Annotated in this window: 19 protein-coding genes; 1 reads left to right on the forward strand and 18 read right to left on the reverse strand. The window is 64.1% G+C overall.

Translation table 11 applies throughout. The annotated features are described in order from the left end of the window. Nucleotides 1-11: 11 nt before the first annotated feature. The 18 genes from AABE10_RS13030 to AABE10_RS13115 all read right to left on the reverse strand — a co-directional run bounded on the left by AABE10_RS13030 (nt 12) and on the right by AABE10_RS13115 (nt 19,854). Nucleotides 12-497, reverse strand: a complete 486-nt coding sequence (locus AABE10_RS13030) for a hypothetical protein (RefSeq protein ID WP_342933650.1) — start codon at nt 495-497, stop codon at nt 12-14. Nucleotides 498-525: 28 nt separating this feature from the next. Continuing rightward, entirely contained in the window at nt 526-1,521 is a 996-nt protein-coding gene (locus AABE10_RS13035; protein WP_342933651.1) for a hypothetical protein, read from the reverse strand. Nucleotides 1,522-1,781: 260 nt separating this feature from the next. After that, the gene (locus AABE10_RS13040; RefSeq protein WP_342933652.1) at nt 1,782-2,213 is read right to left on the reverse strand and encodes a DUF302 domain-containing protein; all 432 of its coding nucleotides are present in this window, start codon (nt 2,211-2,213) and stop codon (nt 1,782-1,784) included. A gap of 73 nt (nt 2,214-2,286) precedes the next feature. Continuing rightward, entirely contained in the window at nt 2,287-2,769 is a 483-nt protein-coding gene (locus AABE10_RS13045; RefSeq protein WP_342933653.1) for a hypothetical protein, read from the reverse strand. Between the two features lie 556 nt (nt 2,770-3,325). Further along, entirely contained in the window at nt 3,326-4,774 is a 1,449-nt protein-coding gene (locus AABE10_RS13050; RefSeq protein ID WP_342933654.1) for an NAD-dependent succinate-semialdehyde dehydrogenase, read from the reverse strand. 197 nt (nt 4,775-4,971) lie between these two features. Further along, nucleotides 4,972-5,352 carry a PaaI family thioesterase gene (locus AABE10_RS13055; RefSeq protein ID WP_342933655.1) on the reverse strand — a complete coding sequence of 127 codons (381 nt, stop codon included), beginning with the start codon at nt 5,350-5,352 and terminating at the stop codon, nt 4,972-4,974. A 110-nt stretch (nt 5,353-5,462) separates the two neighbouring features. After that, the gene (locus AABE10_RS13060; protein WP_342933656.1) at nt 5,463-6,476 is read right to left on the reverse strand and encodes a LacI family DNA-binding transcriptional regulator; all 1,014 of its coding nucleotides are present in this window, start codon (nt 6,474-6,476) and stop codon (nt 5,463-5,465) included. Between the two features lie 36 nt (nt 6,477-6,512). Further along, nucleotides 6,513-7,613 carry an ABC transporter ATP-binding protein gene (locus AABE10_RS13065; protein WP_342933657.1) on the reverse strand — a complete coding sequence of 367 codons (1,101 nt, stop codon included), beginning with the start codon at nt 7,611-7,613 and terminating at the stop codon, nt 6,513-6,515. 31 nt (nt 7,614-7,644) lie between these two features. Then, nucleotides 7,645-8,553, reverse strand: a complete 909-nt coding sequence (locus AABE10_RS13070; RefSeq protein WP_342933658.1) for a carbohydrate ABC transporter permease — start codon at nt 8,551-8,553, stop codon at nt 7,645-7,647. Beyond that, nucleotides 8,553-9,539, reverse strand: coding sequence for a carbohydrate ABC transporter permease (locus AABE10_RS13075; RefSeq protein WP_428983307.1), 987 nt, complete (start codon nt 9,537-9,539; stop codon nt 8,553-8,555). Before AABE10_RS13075 ends, AABE10_RS13070 begins: the two co-directional genes overlap by 1 nt. Before the next feature lie 6 nt (nt 9,540-9,545). Next, entirely contained in the window at nt 9,546-10,790 is a 1,245-nt protein-coding gene (locus tag AABE10_RS13080) for an ABC transporter substrate-binding protein (RefSeq protein WP_342933659.1), read from the reverse strand. Between the two features lie 98 nt (nt 10,791-10,888). Next, the gene (locus AABE10_RS13085; protein ID WP_342933660.1) at nt 10,889-12,328 is read right to left on the reverse strand and encodes a GH1 family beta-glucosidase; all 1,440 of its coding nucleotides are present in this window, start codon (nt 12,326-12,328) and stop codon (nt 10,889-10,891) included. A 335-nt stretch (nt 12,329-12,663) separates the two neighbouring features. Then, a complete protein-coding gene (locus AABE10_RS13090; protein ID WP_342933862.1) occupies nt 12,664-13,704 on the reverse strand; it encodes a hypothetical protein in 1,041 nt (346 codons plus the stop codon). A 232-nt stretch (nt 13,705-13,936) separates the two neighbouring features. Beyond that, entirely contained in the window at nt 13,937-14,110 is a 174-nt protein-coding gene (locus AABE10_RS13095) for a hypothetical protein (protein WP_342933661.1), read from the reverse strand. Nucleotides 14,111-14,212: 102 nt separating this feature from the next. Next, on the reverse strand, nt 14,213-16,039 hold the full coding sequence (locus tag AABE10_RS13100; RefSeq protein WP_342933863.1) for a bifunctional diguanylate cyclase/phosphodiesterase: 1,827 nt from the start codon (nt 16,037-16,039) through the stop codon (nt 14,213-14,215). Continuing rightward, the gene (locus tag AABE10_RS13105) at nt 16,039-17,145 is read right to left on the reverse strand and encodes an ABC transporter substrate-binding protein (protein ID WP_342933662.1); all 1,107 of its coding nucleotides are present in this window, start codon (nt 17,143-17,145) and stop codon (nt 16,039-16,041) included. The genes AABE10_RS13100 and AABE10_RS13105 overlap by 1 nt, the downstream gene beginning before the upstream one ends. Nucleotides 17,146-17,596: 451 nt before the next feature. Then, nucleotides 17,597-19,126: a HAMP domain-containing sensor histidine kinase gene (locus tag AABE10_RS13110; RefSeq protein ID WP_342933663.1), complete on the reverse strand. Its 1,530-nt coding sequence runs from the start codon at nt 19,124-19,126 to the stop codon at nt 17,597-17,599. After that, nucleotides 19,123-19,854 (reverse strand): response regulator transcription factor, encoded by a 732-nt coding sequence (locus tag AABE10_RS13115; protein WP_342933664.1) that lies wholly within the window; start codon nt 19,852-19,854, stop codon nt 19,123-19,125. Before AABE10_RS13115 ends, AABE10_RS13110 begins: the two co-directional genes overlap by 4 nt. A 185-nt stretch (nt 19,855-20,039) precedes the next feature. Here AABE10_RS13115 and msrB point away from each other — a divergent pair, with 185 nt between their 5' ends. After that, entirely contained in the window at nt 20,040-20,564 is a 525-nt protein-coding gene (gene msrB / locus AABE10_RS13120) for a peptide-methionine (R)-S-oxide reductase MsrB (RefSeq protein ID WP_342933665.1), read from the forward strand. The last annotated feature ends 25 nt before the right edge of the window (nt 20,565-20,589 follow it).

Here is a 20,589-nt window from a genome sequence, read left to right on the forward strand (position 1 = left end):
CCCATAGCCCCTCAGTCGAAGGACTCGGGCGCGATCTTACCGCCCGCTATCACAAGGTGCGCGGCATCGACACCGGGCGCGAAGAATCGCCAGTCTTCACCATCCCCCACAACATCCGGGATAACGGTGAGGCGGAAGCCGCGTGACATAGAAAGCACGACGCCGGCCGCTTCGCTCACTGAAACCGCTTCGACGGTCACGGTGCCATGCTCAACCAGTATCTCCCGGAGACGATGAGCGCTCGCGTGCGCCTTTTCATCCGGCCCGCTAAGATCGTCCTCCGTTGCTACAACTCGACCCGCTTCTTCGAGCCGCCACGTGCATCGCACATGCAGCGCCCATTCACCAACGTGTTTGAGCTTCCCTCTAAAGTTGGTGACTGGCCGCAGAGCACCGAAGCTGAGTGTAAGCATGTCTGCGGCATGATTCACGCCACTTAGAACCAGCCCGCCTAACACCGACAGCCGCTGCTCTATTTCTTTTCGCGTATCGATCATCGAATCATTCCATTCGTTTGCTGTTGCTCTACCACAGATCGAACATATCCTTTGCGCGTTCCATGATTTCGTGGAAGCCAAGACCTTCGCCAGAAATCTCGTCGTGAAGCCGCCGCGATTGACTGGGAGTCAGGCCCAAAATCCGGGCTACGTCATCGGTCTGTTTGTTCTGCGCCTGATTATTTCGGGGCGTGCCTTCGCTGCCCGCCAGCTCGTCGACGTCGTCATCGGATGGTGTGTTCGGCTGGTAGTCGAACGGCTGCGCATCACTGAGCGGTGTTGACGTGTCGTCACCAGCATCGGAGCCGTCCGTCGAGCTTTCGGCAACGTCGAGTGTACCGTCGTCATCATCGTCCGGTTCTGAACCTCCTCCGAGTACGGCCTCGGCCACGCCGATCAAACCACCGCCGTCATCGCCCCCGCTGTCGCTATCCCCGCCGCTCACACTCAACGCGGCGCGCGCAGCCTTCAACTGGGCCTCTACGGTAGAGGGATCGTACGGCCCTCTCAGGACCGGTTCACCATCCCATACCAAAGGCCCCGGCCCCGCATTCCTGAAGGCGGCCCACACTGTGCCGCCACCCCTGCCGAATCCGCCACCGCCTGACGCTGCTGGCCAGCGCAGCGGCGCGGGCGTAGGCCGGAACGTCATCGGAACCGAGCGCCAGTCACGATTGATGACGGGCACAAGCATTCCGTCGCGGACGGCCTGTTTGAGCGCGCGCCCGATACCCGCGTTATCGGTTGGCAGTTTCCAATGAACGACGTTCAGCTGGTCACTCAGGAATGAGCGAATCGCATCGATATCCGCGGCAATGGTTCGCCGGAAATCATAATTGGGATGGAAATACCGGTCGAAGGTGCGCCTGTCCCCTTCGATTTCGTGCTCCCGCTCACGTCGCGTGTTCCAGTCGGCGAAGCGGTCCACGTATCCGCCAGAGAGGCTATAGAAGTCTCTGGCGAGCACGAGCATGTATTGCCAGGTTCCGATATCCAGCGGGACATGAAGGCTGTTGTAGCTCATCGGCAAAGCCCAGCGTCTCGCGTCCATCGAAGCGCGCCAGACAGAAACGCTTTTGCAGCATTGGCGTCGCGCCGCGTGTCGCCGTCCCGCAAGAATGCATCGTGCCCGAGACGCAACGTCAGGCAGCGATCGGCGAGCCAGATTTCTTTACCCACTCTTCTCCCCACGCAACTGGACAAAGCGGGTATATCTAGCACAGCACCACAGCCTGCCTGCAAAACATCGTCAAGATGGCCCGCGCCGCATGCGTTGTCGACGGCTCAAGCCGGCTCACGCGCAGCCGCCATCTCGACCAGCCCCTTCGCCTTCGCGAGCGGCTCGACGAGCGACATGTCCAGCCCATAACCATTGACGAGCGCATCCCTCACGTCATCGATGGCAAGCCAGGTCGCGCGCGCTTCGTCTTCCCACACGAGCGCCTTCAACGGCAGCAGCAGCGCAGCGCAAGGATTCGCCTCCATCACAGGCGTGCCGCCCTTCGGGTTGCCGAACACGATCAGGCGCGTCGGACGCAACGTCATGCCGACCTGCGCGGCGGCGTCCGCCTGGTCGATATCGACGAAGATCGTCATGCCCTTGTCGGCGAGCAGGCCGCGCAATCGCGCGACCGTCACGGAAAATCCATGCGCGCTCCTGAACGCCGCAACCGACGCGGGAGCTTTCCCTGCGTAGCCATTCGTAGCCTTGGTCATCGCACACCCCGGTGATCACATTCACCGCAGTGTAGTCATTGCACCGCGACAACAGAAGCATGCAAGCAAAAGATCAAGCCTGCGCGCGGGCCTGTGCCTGCGCGGCGAGCGCGCGGAAATTCTCGGGCGTCGCGAAGCTGCGATACTGCGCCTGCATTTCAGGCGTCAGCAGTTCGATCAGCGTGCCGTTCTCGATCCACAGCTCGATCACGTCGAAGAAGTTGTCGCCGCGCGTGCAGCGCACCGCGCGCCAGCCTTCGCGCTCTCCGATCGCGATCACTTCGTCGACGCAAAGCGGCGTCGCGACGGCCATATGGAAGCCGCTGTATTGCGCGCGCGTGCCCGTTTTCGAAGCGAGCGGCTCCTGCGAGTCGGCGGGCGTGAGCGTGAGATCGCTCGGATACGTCTCGATGATGGTGCCGCGATCGTCGCCCGCGACCGCGATCCAGGCGCCTTCGAAAGGCGAAAACGGCGCGGCGAAGCCGCCCCACAATTCGGCGAGCGTGCGCGCAACGCGCTCAGGATTGTGCGTGGGAATGGACGCGTGAAAGATCATCGAAGCTCTCCAGTGACTCGTGCAGTGACTCGTATCGAAAGACACCCAGGCGCCAGGACGGTCTCGAGATTCGCGCGACGATTGCACGCGCGCGCCCGATGCCGGCGCGACGTGCGTTTTCGTTTTTGTTTTCACGCGCGCAATGCTGACGATACGGGCGATGTCGAGGGCTGCTGCATGCGCCTTGCCTGCAGCGAACCATTCAGTGATCAGTGAGCAATACGACGAGAACGGGGCCGGCTTGCCGCGTTTGAAAAGACGGCAACGGTATGAGCAATCCTATTCGAGCGAGCCGCCGGCCCATCGATGCCGCGTGTTTCGACGTCGCACAGCAGGAGTCGCGCGCACGCTGCATCGATCGCCATGCTAGAGGCGCATTGCGACGCGACCAATCGGGAGTTTTACCAACGGCTTTCGATTCATCCGACAAACTGCTTTCGCGCTTTCGCGCTTTCGCGCATTCGCGGACCGCCAATAGGCGTTCGATGGCTGACGATAAGCCGCCCGCCGTTGCAGCGGGCGGCATGCGACGTTTGTGCAGACGCTTATGCTGACGTTAGACGGCCATCACCGTCACGGCCTTCGTCACGAGATAGGCTTCCATGGCCTCCGGTCCGCCTTCCGAACCGTAGCCCGAATCCTTCACGCCGCCGAACGGCATTTCCGGCGTCGGCGTGGCGGGCTGATTGATCCACAGCATGCCGACTTCGAGGTTCTGCGACAGCAGATGCACGTTGCGGAACGACTTCGTGTACGCATAGCCTGCAAGGCCATACGGCAGACGGTTCGCTTCGGCGATCGCCTCTTCGAGCGTGTCGAAGCCGCGAATCGCCGCGACGGGACCAAACGGCTCGTTGTTGAACACATCGGCTTCAAGCGACACGTTGGTCAGCACCGTCGGCGCGAAGAAGTTGCCTTCCGCGCCGACGCGCTCGCCGCCCGTCGCGATCGTCGCGCCCGTTTTGCGCGCGTTATCGACGATGTTCGCCATCGCCGTCAGACGGCGCGCGTTCGCGAGCGGCCCGAGTTGCGTGCCTTCGGCGAGACCGTCGCCGATCTTCAGGCCCTCGGCGTGCTTGATGAGCGCGGCCGCGAATTCCTCGCGGATGCTGTTGTGCACGAGAAAGCGCGTCGGCGAAATGCAGACCTGCCCAGCGTTGCGGAACTTCGCGGCACCCGCTGCCTTGACGGCGAGCGCGACGTCGGCATCTTCCGCGACGATCACGGGCGCGTGGCCGCCGAGTTCCATCGTCGCGCGCTTCATGTGCTGGCCGGCCATCGCGGCCAGTTGCTTGCCGACAGGCGTCGAGCCCGTGAACGTGACCTTGCGGATCACGGGATGCGGAATCAGGTAGCTCGAAATCTCAGCCGGATCGCCGAACACGAGGCCGACAGTGCCGGGCGGCACGCCTGCATCGACGAATGCCTGCAGCAGGCCCGCAGGCGATGCCGGCGTCTCTTCAGGCGCCTTCACGAGGAACGAGCAGCCGCTCGCAAGCGCTGCGCTCAGCTTGCGCACGACCTGGTTGACGGGGAAGTTCCACGGCGTGAACGCGGCAACGGGGCCGATCGGCTCCTTGATCACGAGCGACTGCGCGTTCAGGTTGCGCGACGGCACGATACGGCCATAAACGCGGCGGCCTTCGTCGGCGAACCACTCGATGATGTCGGCGGCCGACAGCACTTCGATGCGCGCTTCCGCGAACGGCTTGCCCTGCTCCTGCGTCATCAGGCGCGCGATGCTTTCGGCGCGCTCGCGCACGAACGCGGCCGCCTTGCGCATCGTCGTGGCGCGCTCGTTGGCGGGCACCTTGCGCCACGCTTCGAAGCCCTTTTGCGCGGCGTCCAGCGCGCGGTCCAGATCGGCCTTGCCCGCGTGCGCGACCTTGCCGATCGGCTTGCCCGTCGCGGGATTGATGACGTCGAGGGTCTTGCCGCTGGCGGCGTCGCACCACTCGTTGTTGATCAACAGACGGGTATCGGTGTAGCTGCTGGATGTGACCATGCTGTATTCCTGAAAGTGGAAAGACGCCGGGCCGCGAGTGCTGCGCGCGGTCCGGATCGGGCTGCTGGGAACGTCGATCTTAGCCGATTACGCGAATCCTTACCTGCGGGCCGCACGGCCGTCTGCCGCGTGAAGGCCGAAAAAGTTACCGGTCACAACGCATCGCGCGGCAAGGTTGCATCGTCATCGAAGGCGCGTCACGCGTACTTGAACACGCCTTGCGCGCTCGCGATCAACACCTTGTGGTCGACCCACGCTTCGGCGCGCGCAAAGAACACCGAACGGCCCCGGCGTTCGAGAAAGCCCTTGCCGATCACGTTTTCGCCGAGGCCCTTGTCGAGGTAGCTGATGGTCAACGACAGCGTGAACGCATGAATCGGATCGCCTTCGCTATAGAGGCCCGAGTAGCCCGCCGCCGCATCGAGCAGCGTGGCGATCGCGCCGCCTTGCAGCACGCGCTGACGGTTGAGCGTCGCGGGCCGGATCGGCATCGTCAGTTCGGCGTAACCGCTCTTCCATTCGGTCAGTTCGACCGACAGCGATTCGAGAAAGGGATTGTCGAGATTGGGGGGCTGCATCGCGGGCTCCTGTTGAGTCCTCCATGCTAATGCAGCCGCGCGCGCAGCGCGGAAGCGGTCTGCCCTCTTCCGTGCACGGCCGTCGCCGAAGACCGCATCAGATCACGCGATCACGCCGCCTTCGGCCGCGCTATCGACGCGCGCATCGTCACCGTGACGGGAAACTCCCGGAAGATCTCCGACTTCGTGCCATAGCACTGGTTGATGAGCCAGCGCACTGCGTTCTGCGTGAGCTGCGCGGTCGGAATATGCACCGACGTCAACGCGGGCGCAGCGTAGATGGCCGAGTAGTCGTCGTCGTAGCCGATCACGGAGACATCGCCGGGCACCGAGATGCCCACTTGGTGAAAACGCGCGAGCGCGCTGACGGCCATCATGTCGTTCGCGCAGAAGAGCCCCGTGAACGGCGCCTTCGAATCGAGCAGTTGGCATGTCGCCGCATAGCCGCCTTCGGGCGAGAAGTCGGATTCGATCAGCGGCACCGTATCGCGCGCGATGCCGTGACGCGCGAGTTCGTCGAAGAAACCGTCGAGCCGCTCGACGTTGTCCGATGCCGTAAAAGGCCCCGAAATCACGGCGATTTGCCGATGCCCGTGCTCGAGCAGCGTTGCCGCCGCGAGTTCGCCGCCGCGCCGGTGGTCCGCGCAGAACGACGCATCGGGCAGTTGCTCGAACGAACGGTTGAGAAAGACCATCTTCGGGTGCATACGGTGCAGCTCGTCGAGGTCTTCGTCATGCAGGTCGTGGCTGATCACGACGACGCCATCGCAATCGCGTCCGATCAGAAACCGCACGGCTTCGAGCGCCTGCTCGCGTGGCGACGATTGCCCGCAGCCCGTCGCAACGACCACATGACGATGCACCGCGCGCAGTTCGAGATCGGTCTGCTTGAGGATCGTGCCGTAGTACGAGCCGAAGAACGTCGGCACGAACAGGCCGATGATGCCGAGTTGCTGCGTGGCCATCGCGCGGCCGATCGATGACGGCCGGAAGTTGAGCTCGGCGATCGCGGCCTTCACGCGCGCGGCCGCTTCGGCCGATACAGGTCCTTTGCCGGAAATGGCGCGCGAGGCCGTCGACAGCCCCACGCCCGCCAGCTCCGCGACATCCTTGAGAGTCGCCACGGTATCTCCGTCCGCTTGTGTTGTTGCGCGTGCTGCTCAGAGGCGCGCGCCGCCAGCCTCGTCGAACAGCGATATGTGCGCGTCGTCGATCGCAAACGCGATGGAATCGCCCACGGCAAAGGGCGTTTTCTCCTGATCAATCGACGCGATCTGCATGCCATGATAATCGAGCCAGACAACGCGGTGGTTGCCCATTGGTTCGATAAGCGACACTTGTCCGCGTTGATCCGAATCCGCGCCGATCCGCAAGCGCACGTCCTCCGGCCGCACGCCGAGCACGCATGGCTGGCCATGCGAGGGCTGCGCGGCGAACGCGTAGCGCGACACGTCGACGTCGAGCTTCGCGCCCGTGAAGCGCACGCCGTCATCTTGCACCGCGAGCGCACCGTCGAGCAGGTTCATCGACGGCGAGCCAAGGAAGGTCGCGACGAAGAGATTCGCGGGCCGCGCGTACACTTCGGCGGGTGTGCCGAACTGCTGGATCACGCCGCTCTTCATCACGGCCATGCGCGTGGCGAGCGTCATCGCTTCGACCTGATCGTGCGTCACGTAGATCATCGTCGCGCCCAGGCGCTGATGCAGCTGCTTCAGCTCGCGGCGCAATTCCGTGCGCAGCTTCGCGTCGAGATTCGACAGCGGCTCGTCGAACAGAAACACATCGGCTTCGCGCACGATCGCGCGTCCGATTGCGACGCGCTGCCGTTGCCCGCCCGACAGTTGCGAGGGCTTGCGCTTGAGCAGCGGGCCTAGTTGCAGCATGTCGGACGCGCGCGCGACGCGCCGCTCGATTTCCGCCTTCGGCGTGCCGTTGACGCGCAGCGCGAACGACAGATTGCGCTCGACGCTCATCGTCGGATAGAGCGCATACGACTGGAACACGAGCGCGACGCGCCGGTCTTTCGGATCCGCCCATGTCATGTCCTCGCCGCCGATCTCGATGCTGCCTTCCGTCACGTCGATCAGGCCCGCGATGCTATGCAGCAACGTCGACTTGCCGCAGCCCGACGGCCCGAGCAGCACGACGAATTCGCCCGCGCGCACGTCGAGATCGAGCGCGTCGATCACCGTGTTCGCGCCGAGCTGTATCTTCAGGTCGCGGACCGCGACGTTGGCCATGTTTGCTATATCGGTTGCCATATCTCTTCAGCTTTAGATCAGCCCGGCTTTTTCAGCCCTTTACTGCGCCCGTCGCGATGCCGCGCACGAACCAGCGGCCCGAAACGAAATACACGGCAAGCGGCACGATCGAAGTCAGAATGGTCGCCGCCATGTTGACGTTGTAGATCTTCTCGCCCGTCGTCGTGTTGATGATGTTGTTGAGTTGCACTGTCATCGGCAGATTCTTCGTGCCCGCGAACACGAGGCCGAGCAGGTAGTCGTTCCAGATGTTCGTCACCTGCAGGATCATCGCGACGACGATGATGGGCAGCGACATCGGCAGCATCAGCTGAAAGAAGATGCGCCAGAAACCGCCGCCGTCGATGCGCGCGGCCTTGAACAGTTCCAGCGGAATGCCCGCGTAGTAGTTGCGGAACAGCAGCGTCATCACGGGCATGCCGAAGATCGTATGGATGATCACGATGCCGGGCAGCGAACTGAAAAGATGCACGCTCGCGAGCACGCGCACCATCGGATAGATCATCACCTGATACGGAATGAACGCGCCCAGCAGCAACACGCCGAAGAATAGCCCCGCGCCGCGCGGCCGCCAGAACGACAGCGCATAGCCGTTGATCGCGCCGATCACGATCGAGAACACCGTGCCCGGCACGACGATGCGCACAGAGTTCCAGAAGCCCACGCGAATGCCGTCGCAATCGAGGCCCGTGCACGCCGACTGCCACGCGTCGCCCCACGGCTGCAGCGTGAAGTGCACGGGCAGCGCGAGAAGATTGCCCAGACGTATCTCGCTCATCGGCTTCACCGACGTCACGAGCATCACGTAAAGCGGCAACAGGAAGAAGAGCGCGGCGATGACCAGAAAGCCGTACACGCCCAGACGCGCGGGCGAAAGGCGCTTTCTGCGCGCATGGCGGCGGTGCTGCGAATCGACAGAAGATGAATGCGTCGCGCTCATCACGCCTCCTTGCGCGATGAAGCGCGGCTGCGTGCGTACAGGAACGGCGCAAGAATCGCGAGCACGGTCGCGAGCAGCAGGATCGACGCCGCCGACGCGAGGCCGATGTTCGCGCGCCCGAACAGATAGTCCATGATGAACTTCGCGGGCACTTCGCTCGCGGTGCCGGGACCGCCTTGCGTCATCGCGACGACGGCGTCGAACAGCTTCACCACGGCGACGAACAGCAGCACGAAAGCCGTCGATATCGACGGGCCGAGCATCGGTATCACGATGCTCACGTAGACGCGCCAGCGCGGAATGCCGTCGATGCGCGCGGCCTTCCACAACTCGTCGTCGATGCCGCGCAGACCAGCGAGCATCACGGCCATCACGAGACCCGACGCCTGCCATACGGTCGCGATCACGATCGTATAGATCACCCAGTCCTGATCGACGATCCAGTCGAAGCGCGCATGCGTGAAGCCCAACTTATGCAGCAGCGATTGCGCGCCAAGCTCGGGGTTGAGTATCCATTGCCACACGAGGCCCGTCGCGACGAACGACATTGCATACGGATACAGGAAGACCGTGCGCAGCACGCCTTCCGCCATCACGCGCTGATCGATGAAGATCGCGAGCAGCGTGCCGATCACGAGGCACGCGACGATGAAGCACACGCCATAGATCGCGATGTGTTGCAGCGACACCAGCCACCGGTCGTTGTGAAAGAGCCGCGCATATTGCGTGAAACCCGCGAAGTCGCTCGACGGAAACGTGTGCGAGTTGCTGAGCGACACGCGGGCCGTCCACAGCATCGTGCCGAGATACGCGAAAACCACCGTCAGCATCATCGGGATCAGCGCGATCCACGCGGCAAGCGGCCAGCGCCTGCGCAACGGCCGCGCGCGCGTTCTCGCGACGGGCGCGCCTTTCGTGCCCTGCGTGCCTTCTTTCATGCCCTCGGCGGCGATCTCGGGCAACGCGTGAGACTTGAGCGACTCCATCGCGCGTCAGCCTTTTAGTGCGCTCGCAAAGGCCTTTTGTGCGTCGTCGACCGACTGGTTCTTGTTCCAGAAGTTCGTGATGACGTCCGTCAACGCGCCCTGCAAGTCGGGCGACACGAGCATCTCCGGATTCGGCAACTGACGCGACTTGTCTTTCATGATCGCGATGCCCTCCTTCGCGCAGATGTCGAGCTGGCTTACGTCGACGTCGGGTCGGATGGGTATCGAGCCCTTCTTCGCGCTGAACGCGACCTGCGCCTGCGGCGATGTCATGACGGTGGCGAGCAGGTTCTGCGCCTTGATCGAATTCGCGTTGTCGGTCTTGGGGAACACGAACACGTCGCCTGCCACCAGATACGGCGAGTGCGGACCGAAGCCCGGAAAGCAGCCGAAGTCCTTGCCCGGCAACTGCTTCGCCGCCGAGAACTCGCCCTTCGCCCAGTCGCCCATGATCTGCACGCCCGCCTTGCCGGAAATCACGAGCGCCGTCGCGTCGTTCCAGTTGCGGCCCGGCGAGCCCGCGTCGACATAGTCGTGCAGTTTCTTGAACGACGCGAGCACCTTCCTGAACGCATCGGAGTTGACGGCGTTCGCATCGCGGTCGCGATACACCTTCAGATAGAGATCGGGCCCGCCGACATCGGCGAACACGGCGTCGAACGTGATCTTCTCCTGCCACGGCTGGCCGCCGAGCGCGAGCGGGATCACGCCCGCCTTCTTCAGCCTGTCGAGATCGGAGAGAAATTCGTCGAAGCTCTTTGGGTCGCCGGCAATGCCCGCCTTCGCGAACACCGGCTTCGAATAGAAGAACCACGCGGGCATGTGGATGTCGACGGGCGCCGCGTAGTAGTGGCCGTTGACCTTGATGCTGTCGAGTATCGATTGCGGAAAGATGGCCGCCCAGTTCTCTTTCGCGGCGACGGCATCGACGTTGTTGAGCAGGCCCTGATCGATCAGGTCATGAAACTGCTTCGACGTGTTGAACTGCGCAGCCGTGGGCGGATCGCCGCCGACAATGCGGTTGATCGCCGTCGCGCGCGCCTGGTCCGCGCCCGCCACCGCGTTGTCGACCCATTGGCCGCCCGCCTGGTTGTACGCGTCGGCGAACTGCCGGATGGCCGCCGACTCGCCGCCCGACGTCCACCAGTGGATCACATTGGCCTTCAGCGGCTCCGCGTGCGCGACGACCCCCGCGATGGCCAATGCAAGCGCGACGGCGCTTTTCAACCCCCACTGCTTCGTACTGTTCATTCCGTCTCCTGCGGGCTCGGTGCCCGATTCATCACGCCGACTGCGAACCAGGCAGCTTGACGCGGCCATGTGTCATTCTTTCGGATCGGTTCATTGCGTCAGTTTTTCTTGCTGCGATCCTCGATGAACTTCGCGATCAGCTCGCCGCTGCGCTTGACCGTGCGCTGCTGCGTCGCGTAATCGACATGCACGACGCCGAAGCGCCGCTCGTAGCCGAACGCCCATTCGAAGTTGTCCAGCAGCGACCACACGAAGTAGCCGCGAATATCGACGCCCTGGTTGACGGCCTGATCGACGGCGGCCAGATGCCGCTTGAGGAACGCGATGCGCTGCGTGTCCTCGACACGGCCGTCCCTCACCTTGTCGTCCGAAGCCATGCCGTTCTCGGTGATGTAAATGGGCGGCAGGTTCGGATACGCGCGATCGAATCCTGTCAGCAGATCGCGCAGTCCATCCGGATGCACTTCCCAGCCCATCTGCGTGCGTTCGACATCGGGCAGCGGCACGTCGACGAATCCGCGCGCGCCGTCGCCCTTCACGTTGGTCCGGAAATAATAGTTGATGCCGAGGAAATCGAGCGGCGTCGCGATGGTTTGCAGATCGCCGTCGAGCACGAGCGGTTCGGCGCCGGGCCACAGCGCCCACAGATCCGCCGGATATTCGCCCTTGAGCAGCGGGTCCAGAATCCACGCGTTGTGCTGCACTTCGTACAGATGCGCGGCGCGCTGGTCCGCTTCGCTCGCCGTCGCCGGCGTGCCGCGCCCGACGTTCGCGACGATGCCCTTCATCGACACGGGATCGTTCGCGCGCAGCGCCTGCATCGCATGACCATGCGCGAGCAACAGATGATGCATCGCCTGCGTCGCGTATCGCACGTTCGCGCGGCCCGGTGCGTGATGACCGCTGCCATAGCCGAGAAACGCCGAGCACCACGGCTCGTTGAGCGTCATCCACGCATCGACGTGGCCCGACAGTTCGCGGCTCATCAGGTCCGCGTAATCGGCGAAGCGATAGACGGTCTCGCGGTTGAGCCAGCCGCCGCGATCCTCCAGATGCTGCGGCAAATCCCAGTGATACAGCGTGACGAAGGTCTGCAAGCCCTTGTCCTTGAGCCTGTCGAGTAGACGCTTATAAAAGCCGATGCCCTTCGCGTTGGGGCAGCCCGCCTCGTCCATCACGCGCGGCCACGCGATCGACAGACGGTACGCCTCGAAGTTGAGCCGCGTGAGCAGATCGAAGTCGCTTTCCCACCGATGATAATGATCGCAGGCCACGGCGCCCGTGTCGCCCGCGAGCACCTTGCCGGGCATCGCCGAAAAGGTGTCCCAGATCGACGGCAGACGGCCGTCCTCGTCGACGGCGCCTTCGATCTGATACGAAGCCGTCGCCGCGCCAAGCAGGAAGTCCTTGCGCCACAGCACGGAGTCGGGCGGCGGCGTGAAGGGATCGTCAAGCGAGTCGCTATGGGAGCTTGTGTGCGTGTCCCGATGCGTATCGCGCTGGTCACGGTTTGCGGATGCCACTGCGTCGTATGCCACGGAACCTCCTCTCGCTGACGGTTGGATTCGTCGTCTGGACGGGTCGACTGGGCCGTGCGGAAGCATTGCGTGGAAGCGCTTCCACATATGACCAGCGCACGATAGCAGCGGCGCTTTCAGCGCAGCAATCAGGGTTTGTCTGGAGCGTGCCGAGGCTCTCGCGAAGCGCATGCAAAGGACATTGAAGGCGCATCGCGAATGTTGTCTGCGAAGCTGCTGAAGAAGATACGAGCGCAAACGAAGAAAGACCAAACGACAAACGGCGCCTGTCGCGCCGTTCGTTGTTCGTTGTTCGTTGTTCGTCGTTCGAAGCAATCGTTTGAAGCAAGGGTTCGTCATGCCCAGTGCGCGGGCACCCACACGCGGCCGACCCAGTGCCCAGGAATCCACACGGCGACACGCGGCTTCGGCGCGACGTAGACGACATGCGGTGCGGGCGGCGGCACAGCCACGACGACATGCGGTGCAGGCGGCGGAACCACGACGGGCGCGGGCGCGACCACGACAGCCGGAGGCGGCGCGACGACCACAGGCGCGGGAGCCGGAACGGGAGCCGCGACGACCACCGTCGACGTCGGCGGCGGCACGACAACAGCCGCGCCGACCGTGGTCGTGGTGCCCGCCACCACCGTCGTTCCGCCCGTCGTGACGGCGCCGCCGTGCACGACCGTGCCGCTCGTCGTCACCGTGTTGCCGTGCGTGCCCGTCGCGCTGCCCGATGTGACGACGACGCCGGGTGCGACGCTCGTCGCGCTGCCCGAATGCGTGACCGTTCCGCCGTTGCTGCCCGTCACGGTGCCCGAGCGCGAGCAGGTCCAGCCGGCGCAGTTCGTCGATGCCGAATGGTTGTACGTGTTGCCGTTGCCGCCCGTCACCGTGCCCGACGATGCGTACTGGCCAGGACCCGTGCGCGTCACGTCGCCGGACGTCGACGCCGTTCTGCCGTCCGAGCCCGTCATCGAACCCGTGTGCGAGCAACTGCCGTTCGCGCAACTGGTGTCACCGGAGTGCTGGACCGAGCGTCCGTTGGGGCCATACGCCGTGCCCGTGTTCGAGAACTGGCCAGGTGCCGTGCGCGTGACGCTGCCCGAGTTGCTCGCAATGCCGCCGTATGGATTCATCACGCCGCCCGCATGGTTGCAGGTGCCGCCGCCGCACGACGCCGCATGTGCGCCGCTATACGTGCCGTGCGACGTGTAGGCCGTGCCGTGGCCGTACCAACCTGCCCACGCCGGCACGCTGACCAGCGATGCACTTGCGCCGACCACGGCGGCTGCCGCTGCGAACGCGATGCGCCGCGACACGCCGCGCGCGATCGTCGGGGACGGCGAGCGCTTCAGCAGATCGGAAAACGAGGAGAAGAGTTGCGAGCGGATTTTCACGGCGGTGTCCTTCACGGTTCGGGCCACTTCGCAGATGCAGCGTGGCGACGGATCAAACTGTAGAAGAACCTGACCGCCAAGTCAGTTCAAAAACTATGTCGGGAAATGTCATGACGGCGTGCAAAACTGCCCGCGCGCAGTGGCCGTCGTAACCGCCGTGACATGAACGGAGCCGCGCGTCCGCGCACGAAAAGAGCCCTTAAACAGGCGGTGAAAACTTCGGAGACTATGAAGACCGATCGCGGCCGCGCGCTCGGGTCGCGCCCGTGACGACGCCGATGCCCAGCAGGATAACGGCGACGATCGCCACATAATGCTGCGCGACGTGCATGGTGATGAGAGCCCACGAGACGCCGCCAATGAAAATCAGCCAGCCGATCAGATAAATGACCAAGGTCATCCGGGTTCTCCTTTTCGCTTCGACACGCAAGCGTTTCGCAAGAAGCGTGCCGCCAGGCGGCGTGGAGATCCCTCGATTTGCGTCGCGCGAGGGCCCACAGGCTCAAACGATCACGTCAGCGCCGTCCGCGGCGCGCTCGGCCTTCGCGGGCTCGCTCCGGCCGGCAGGCATGTCGCGGCCGGCTCGCGCGCGCTCCAGCGCGAGCACTTCCTGATACGAGATCCACGCGCCCGAGCCGCCCGATTTCGCCGCATACATCGCGGCGTCCGCGTTGAGCAGCAGCGCTTCGGCCGAATCGCCGTCCGCCGGAAACTGGCTGATGCCGATGCTCGCGCCGACGGCCATCCGCCCGTCGCCGACCAGCACTTCCTCGTCGAGCGTGCGCACGATGCGCGCGGCGATAGCGGGCGCCGCATCGGCCGAGCGCGCGCCCTTCACGAGCACGATGAACTCATCGCCGCCCAGCCGCGCGACCATATCGCCGCTATAAAGCACATGCTGCAAACGCCGCGCGACGATCGCGAGCACGTCGTCGCCGACCGAGTGGCCGTACTGATCGTTGATCTGCTTGAAGCGGTTCAGATCGATGAACAGCACGGCAAGCCGCTCGCCGTCCGCCCTCGCCTCGTCGATTGCTGCCTCCAGCTTCTGCATGAACAGCATGCGGTTCGGCAGACCTGTGAGTCCATCGTGACTCGCGAGATGCGTGAGCTCGTGCTGCTTGTTGTGCAGCTCGTCCATCTGCAAGTGGATTTCGCGCCGCATCCGGTCGAAGCAGCGCGCGAGCACGCCGATTTCGTCGGTACGCTTGAGCGGCAGCGCCACCATTGCGTGCTCGGAGAAGAAGTGAGTCGCCGCGTCCGCGAGCAGATGCAGCGGACGCGTCAGCGCGCGCGCAAAGAGAATCGCGAGCAGGATCGCGAACGCGCTGAAGATCAGCACCATGCGCACGATGCTGTCGCCGAGCATGTTCGCGCCCATCAGCACATCGTGCAGCGGCTTCGCCAGGCCGAGCACGATGAAGCGGTTGCCCTGCGATTCGCCGAACGGACGGCGCACGAATGCGTAGACATGCCCATGCGCGTCTTTCGGCTGCGACAGCCCGTTCATCAGCACCGGCTGGCTCGACGGGCCGAAAAGCGGTTTCGTCGCCGCGAAGCTGTCCTGCATGAAGACGCGCCTGCCCTTGTCGAAGCCGAACGTCTGTGACGGGTCGGGATGCACGAGAAAGTCGCCCCACTCGTTCGCGAGATAGACCTGATAGTCGGCGGGCAGATCGACCTGCGAGAGCCGCAGCAGGCTGGCCAGATCGACGTCGATGACGACCGCGCCGACCACGTCGCCATGCGGGTCGGCGACGGGCGTGCCGACTCGCAACGTCGGCTTGCCTTCAGCCGCATGCGCGCCGTGCTCGTGATTGACGGCAATCGGCGAAATGTAGATGCGCCCAGGCGTCAGCGCGAGCGTATCGAACACATAGGCGAACTGGCCTTTTTCCTGCAACGCGCTTTCCTGCACGCGCACGGTGCCGCCTGCTTCGCGATCGATGCGGATCAGCTCCAGCCCGTAGTGATTGCGCGCGATGAGCCGCACTTGCAGATACTCCGGGTGCTGCGCGATGAAGCTCGTGAACACCTGCGCGAGCCGGTCGCGCATCGGGTTTTCCGGCGACGTGCCGTCGTCGCTGATCGCGACGGCCGCCGCCGATGGCATCGTCGACAGCACGAGCGCATCGGCGGCGATGTCGTTGATGGCCGCCGTGAAGCGCTGCCCGAGCAGTTCCGTCGACGTGAGCAGGCTGCGCTCCGCTTCGCGCACGAGCATCGTGCGGTTCGCCTGATACGCGTAGAAACCCGTCGTGCCGGACGCGAGCACGCCGATCAGCGCGAGCAGCACCGAGAGCTTGAATGTGAGGCCCTGGCGCATGATCAGAAACGCTCCGGGCGGTCGCCCGATACGATGCGGCTCCACAGCGCCTCGCGTTTCTGGATGTCCTCGACGGGCTCGATCCAGATGATATGGCTCTTGCCCGTGCTTTCGGGCGGTTCCGTGAGCGTGTTCGCGAGTCCCTGGCGCTGCGTCAGCAACTCGCTGACGCCCGGTTCGAGCATGTAGTTGATCCACGCGAGCGCGAGCGGCCGGTTCGCGGCCGCGCTCGTCATCGACCAGCAGTCGAGCCATGCGAGCACGCCTTCGTCGGGAATCACATAGCCGACGTCGGCGCCCGCGCGGCGCAGCAGCTCGACCTGCTGTGTGCCGTAGTTGCCGAACATCAGCGCGGCCTTGTGCTGGACGAAATAGGCGGCGGCTTCCTCGGGCAGGTTGTAGTAGGTGAGCAGATTGCGCCGCAGATCGACCAGCTTGCGCGTGATCGTCCGAATCTGCGCGCCGTTCAGCTGGAACGGATTCGAATAGCCGAGCGCGAGCGCCGTGAACGAGAAATTGTGCTGCGCGCTGTTGTAGTCGAGCACTTTGCCGCGATAACGCGGATTCCACAATTCGCTCATCGAATGCGGCGCTACGCTCACCTGCTTGCGGTCGTAGATGAGGCCCATCGTCGAATAGGTGAACGGAATCGCGTAGACGTTGCCTTCATTCGTGAGTCCTGCGATCGAAGACAGCGCGCGAAAGCGCGGCAACTGACGGCTCGTGTTCGGCAGGCGCGCAAGGTCCAGCGGCGCGAGCAGATTCTCGCGCGCGTAGCGCTGGATTTCGGCCGTGTTCGCGGCGAGCACGTCGAATTGCGGCTGCGTGCCCTGATGCATCTTGTCCCAGAGCGCTTCGTCAGAATCGACGAGCGTGACTTCGACTTTCGCGTGATAACGGTCTTCGAATGTCTTGACGACGTCGGCATCGGCATAGCCCGGCCATGCGAGCACGCGCAGCACGTTTTCGGCGGCGCTCGCGTGCGCGATCAGCAGAAAGCTGCAAATGAAAAGGATGACCGAGTCAACGAAACGCCTTCTATGCGCGTCGGCGCGTGCGATGCCGGGAGGCACGCTTCGCCGGGAGACACATGAGTAGCACCACCGCATTTCGTTTTCCTTTTTTGCGATCCGTGTTCGATGTACTCCGAACCACGCTTCAACCGGCTTTCGTCCGACGCAATCCCGTGCGATGCGCCCGTTGCCGATGTTGCACCGGCTGGCGCGGGCGAGGATACACGGTGTCGCGTCGCTTGCGTATGACGCGTGACGAAATCTTCGAGTGAAGGAACAGCAGTCTAGCTGGAATCGCGCGCGCCAAAAACCGGCTTGTTGGCGTGTAAACGCTGATAACGGCGCAGCCGAGCCCATCTTTAACCGTGGTTAACGATTAGAGCGCTCCATCTTTTCAACCACTGTTTCAGAGAATTTTAGCGGCGCGATATTTCGCTCGTGTTTTAAACCCGCGTTTATTTTTGCCGCGCGTTTTCGTGTTTTTTCCGGGGCTGCGCGTCATGCGCGTGAACGCGCGCCATGCTGTTTTGCGCGCCTCGCGCAGCGCTCACTGCGCGGATACGGCCACGCGCGCGCCCTTCTGCGCCGCGCCTGCCGGATGCAGTACGAAGCAGAACGTCGTCCCTGTCCCTTCGCGCTCGACGAGCCGTATCTGGCTGTCGTTCAGTTGCAGCATGCGCTGGACGATCAGCAGACCGAGTCCGCCGCGATGCGCGCCGCCCGACGTGAACGGCCGCTGGAACAGGCCCGCGCGCACGTCGGCGGGAATGCCGGGCCCTGTGTCGCTGACCGTCACCGACACTTTGCCGTCGAGCAGCGCGAGATCCACATCGACGGCGCCCTCATCGGGTGTGTGACGGATCGCGTTGTCGAGCAGATTGGTCAGCACGCGCTCGATCATGCCGAGGTCCGCCGTCACGTTCGGCAGACGCGGCGCGATGCCCGCGCGCAAGCGAATGCGGCGCGCCTCCGCCGACAGCTCGAACTTCTGGAACACGTCCTGCACCAGATCGACGAGCGAGAAGTCCTCCAGCGCGAGCTGCACGTTGCCGTGCTCAAGGCGCGCAAGCTCGAACAACGACTGCGCGAGCTTGCCGACTTTCACGCTCTGCGCGAGCGCGATCGCGAGATAACGTTTGCGCTCGGTATCGCTCAGCGAATCCGCTTTCATCGACAGCGTTTCGAGGTAGCCATGCAGCGAAGTGAGCGGTGTGCGCAGATCGTGCGAAATGTTCGCAACGAGTTCGCGCCGCTCCTGGTCCTGTTTCGTCAGCGCGCGCCATTGCTGGCCGATGCGCGCGGCCATCTGCGCGAATGTCGATTCGAGCGTGGCGATTTCGTCGCGCGAACGGGACGGCGCGGCGCGCGCAGCCGCAGCACCCGACGCGGAAACGGGAGGCTGCGCATCCGGCTCGCCGTTCGCGTCGAACTTGCGCATCGCGTCCGTCAGGCGTCGCAGCGGACGCGTGATGAGCCCGAACGCCACTACGCCCGCGACGAGGCCGAGCAGCGCGACGACGCCCATCGACCACAACGTCGTGCGCAACACCGAGCTCGCCCTGAAGCGCGCCGCAAGCTCGTCGTGCGCTTCGCCTTGCAGCACGACGTAGATGTAGCCGGGCGGCCGGCTGTCCGGATGCGGCAGCAGCGCCGCGCTGAACACCTTGCGGCCGTCGACGCTGCGTGGATCGTCGCCGAGTATCGGTAGAGGGTCGCCCGCGACGAACTTGCGCACGGGCGCGACATCGACCTGCATCCGCTTCAGGTGGCCAGCGGGTGCATCGTCGCCTTCGATATGTCCGTCCTGATCGAGCAGATACACTTCGACGCTCGGATTGACCACCATCAGTTGCCCGAATATCTGCCGCAGCGCGTCCTTGCGCGCCGCGCCGCCGCTGTCGCCCGAGAGCGCCGGATTGCGCGCGATATTCGACGCGAGATCGCGCGACAGGCTCTGTATCACTTCCTTTTCGTGAAGATCGCTGGAGCGGATCTGCAGCCACGCCGATGCGCCGCAGCACGCGAGCAGCAAGACGGAAAACACGAGAGACAGGCGCTGCGTCAACGACAGGTTCACGGCGCTTCTCCTTCGCGCGCGGCGGGATCGGCGACGAACTTGTAGCCGCGCCCCCATACTGTGAGGATGCGCGTCGGCTCGGCGGGATCGGCCTCGATCTTCGCGCGCAGCCGGTTGATGTGCGTGTTGACCGTGTGCTCGTAGCCTTCATGCTGATAGCCCCACACGGCGTTGAGCAGGTCCATCCGCGAGAACACCTTGCCGGGACGGCTCGCGAAAAAATACAGCAGGTCGAACTCGCGCGGCGTCAGTTCGATCCGCTTGCCGTCGATGCTCGCCTCGCGCGTGAGCGGGTCGACGAACAGGCCCGCGAGATCGAGGCTGCCCGAGTCGATGCGCGCGTCCTTCGCCATCGCGTCGGCGCGCCGCAACAGCGCCTTCACGCGCGCGACCAGTTCGAGCACGGAAAACGGCTTCGCGAGGTAGTCGTCGGCGCCGAGTTCGAGGCCGAGTATCCGGTGCACCTCGCTCGAGCGCGCGCTCGTGATGATGATGGGCGTATAGCGCGCCATCGCGCGGGCGCGCCGGCAAATCTCCAGACCGTCGACGCCCGGCAGCATCAGGTCGAGGATCAGCGCGTCCCAGTTGCCCTGCTCCAGCAGCCGCAGGCCTTCGTTGCCGTCGGCGCTATGGACGACTTCATAGCGCTCGTCCCGCAGATGCAGGCTCAGCACATTCGCTATATCGACATCGTCTTCGACGATCAGTACGCGCTTTGGATGGTCCATCGGCTTGCGTGAATTGGGGAAAGACGGGATTAAACGCTGCATGGCGACGTTTACAGGTTTAGCCATTGTGCAGAATTTTAGGCCGCCGGGTTATCACAATTATTTTAAGTTTCCGTGAGGACCCCGATACCACGGCGGACTTACGCTACGGCCACGTTCAATCGAGTTGCACGAAGGAGCACACGATGAAAAGCCGCAGGCAGTTCCTGTTATCGGGTGGCAGCGCGCTCGCCGCGCTGGCCGCGCTCACGCAGTGGCGCGCGTTCGGCGCTGACGCGACACACGCCGGCGACGCGGCAAGTGGCGCGACCGGGCGCTTCGAAGTCGCGCATAGCGACGCGCAGTGGCGCCAGATGCTCACGCCCGCGCAGTATCACGTGCTGCGCGAGGAAGGCACCGAGCGCCCCTACAGCAGCCCGTTGAACGACGAACATCGCAGCGGCGTATTCGCGTGCGCCGGTTGCAAGCTCGATCTCTTTTCGTCGCGCACGAAGTTCGACAGCCATACGGGTTGGCCGAGCTTCTGGGCGCCGCTCGATCATGCCGTCGCGACGCGCGAGGACGGTTCGTTCGGCATGGTGCGCACGGAAGTGCACTGCCGCCGCTGCGGCGGGCATCTGGGGCATGTGTTCGACGACGGTCCCAAGCCCACGGGGTTGCGCTACTGCATGAACGGCCTCGCGATGACCTTCACGCCGCAAGCCGCCTGACGCCCTGTTTCCAGGCGTTATTTCG

This window comes from Paraburkholderia diazotrophica (assembly GCF_038900755.1).
GTDB classification, from domain to species: domain Bacteria; phylum Pseudomonadota; class Gammaproteobacteria; order Burkholderiales; family Burkholderiaceae; genus Paraburkholderia; species Paraburkholderia diazotrophica_A.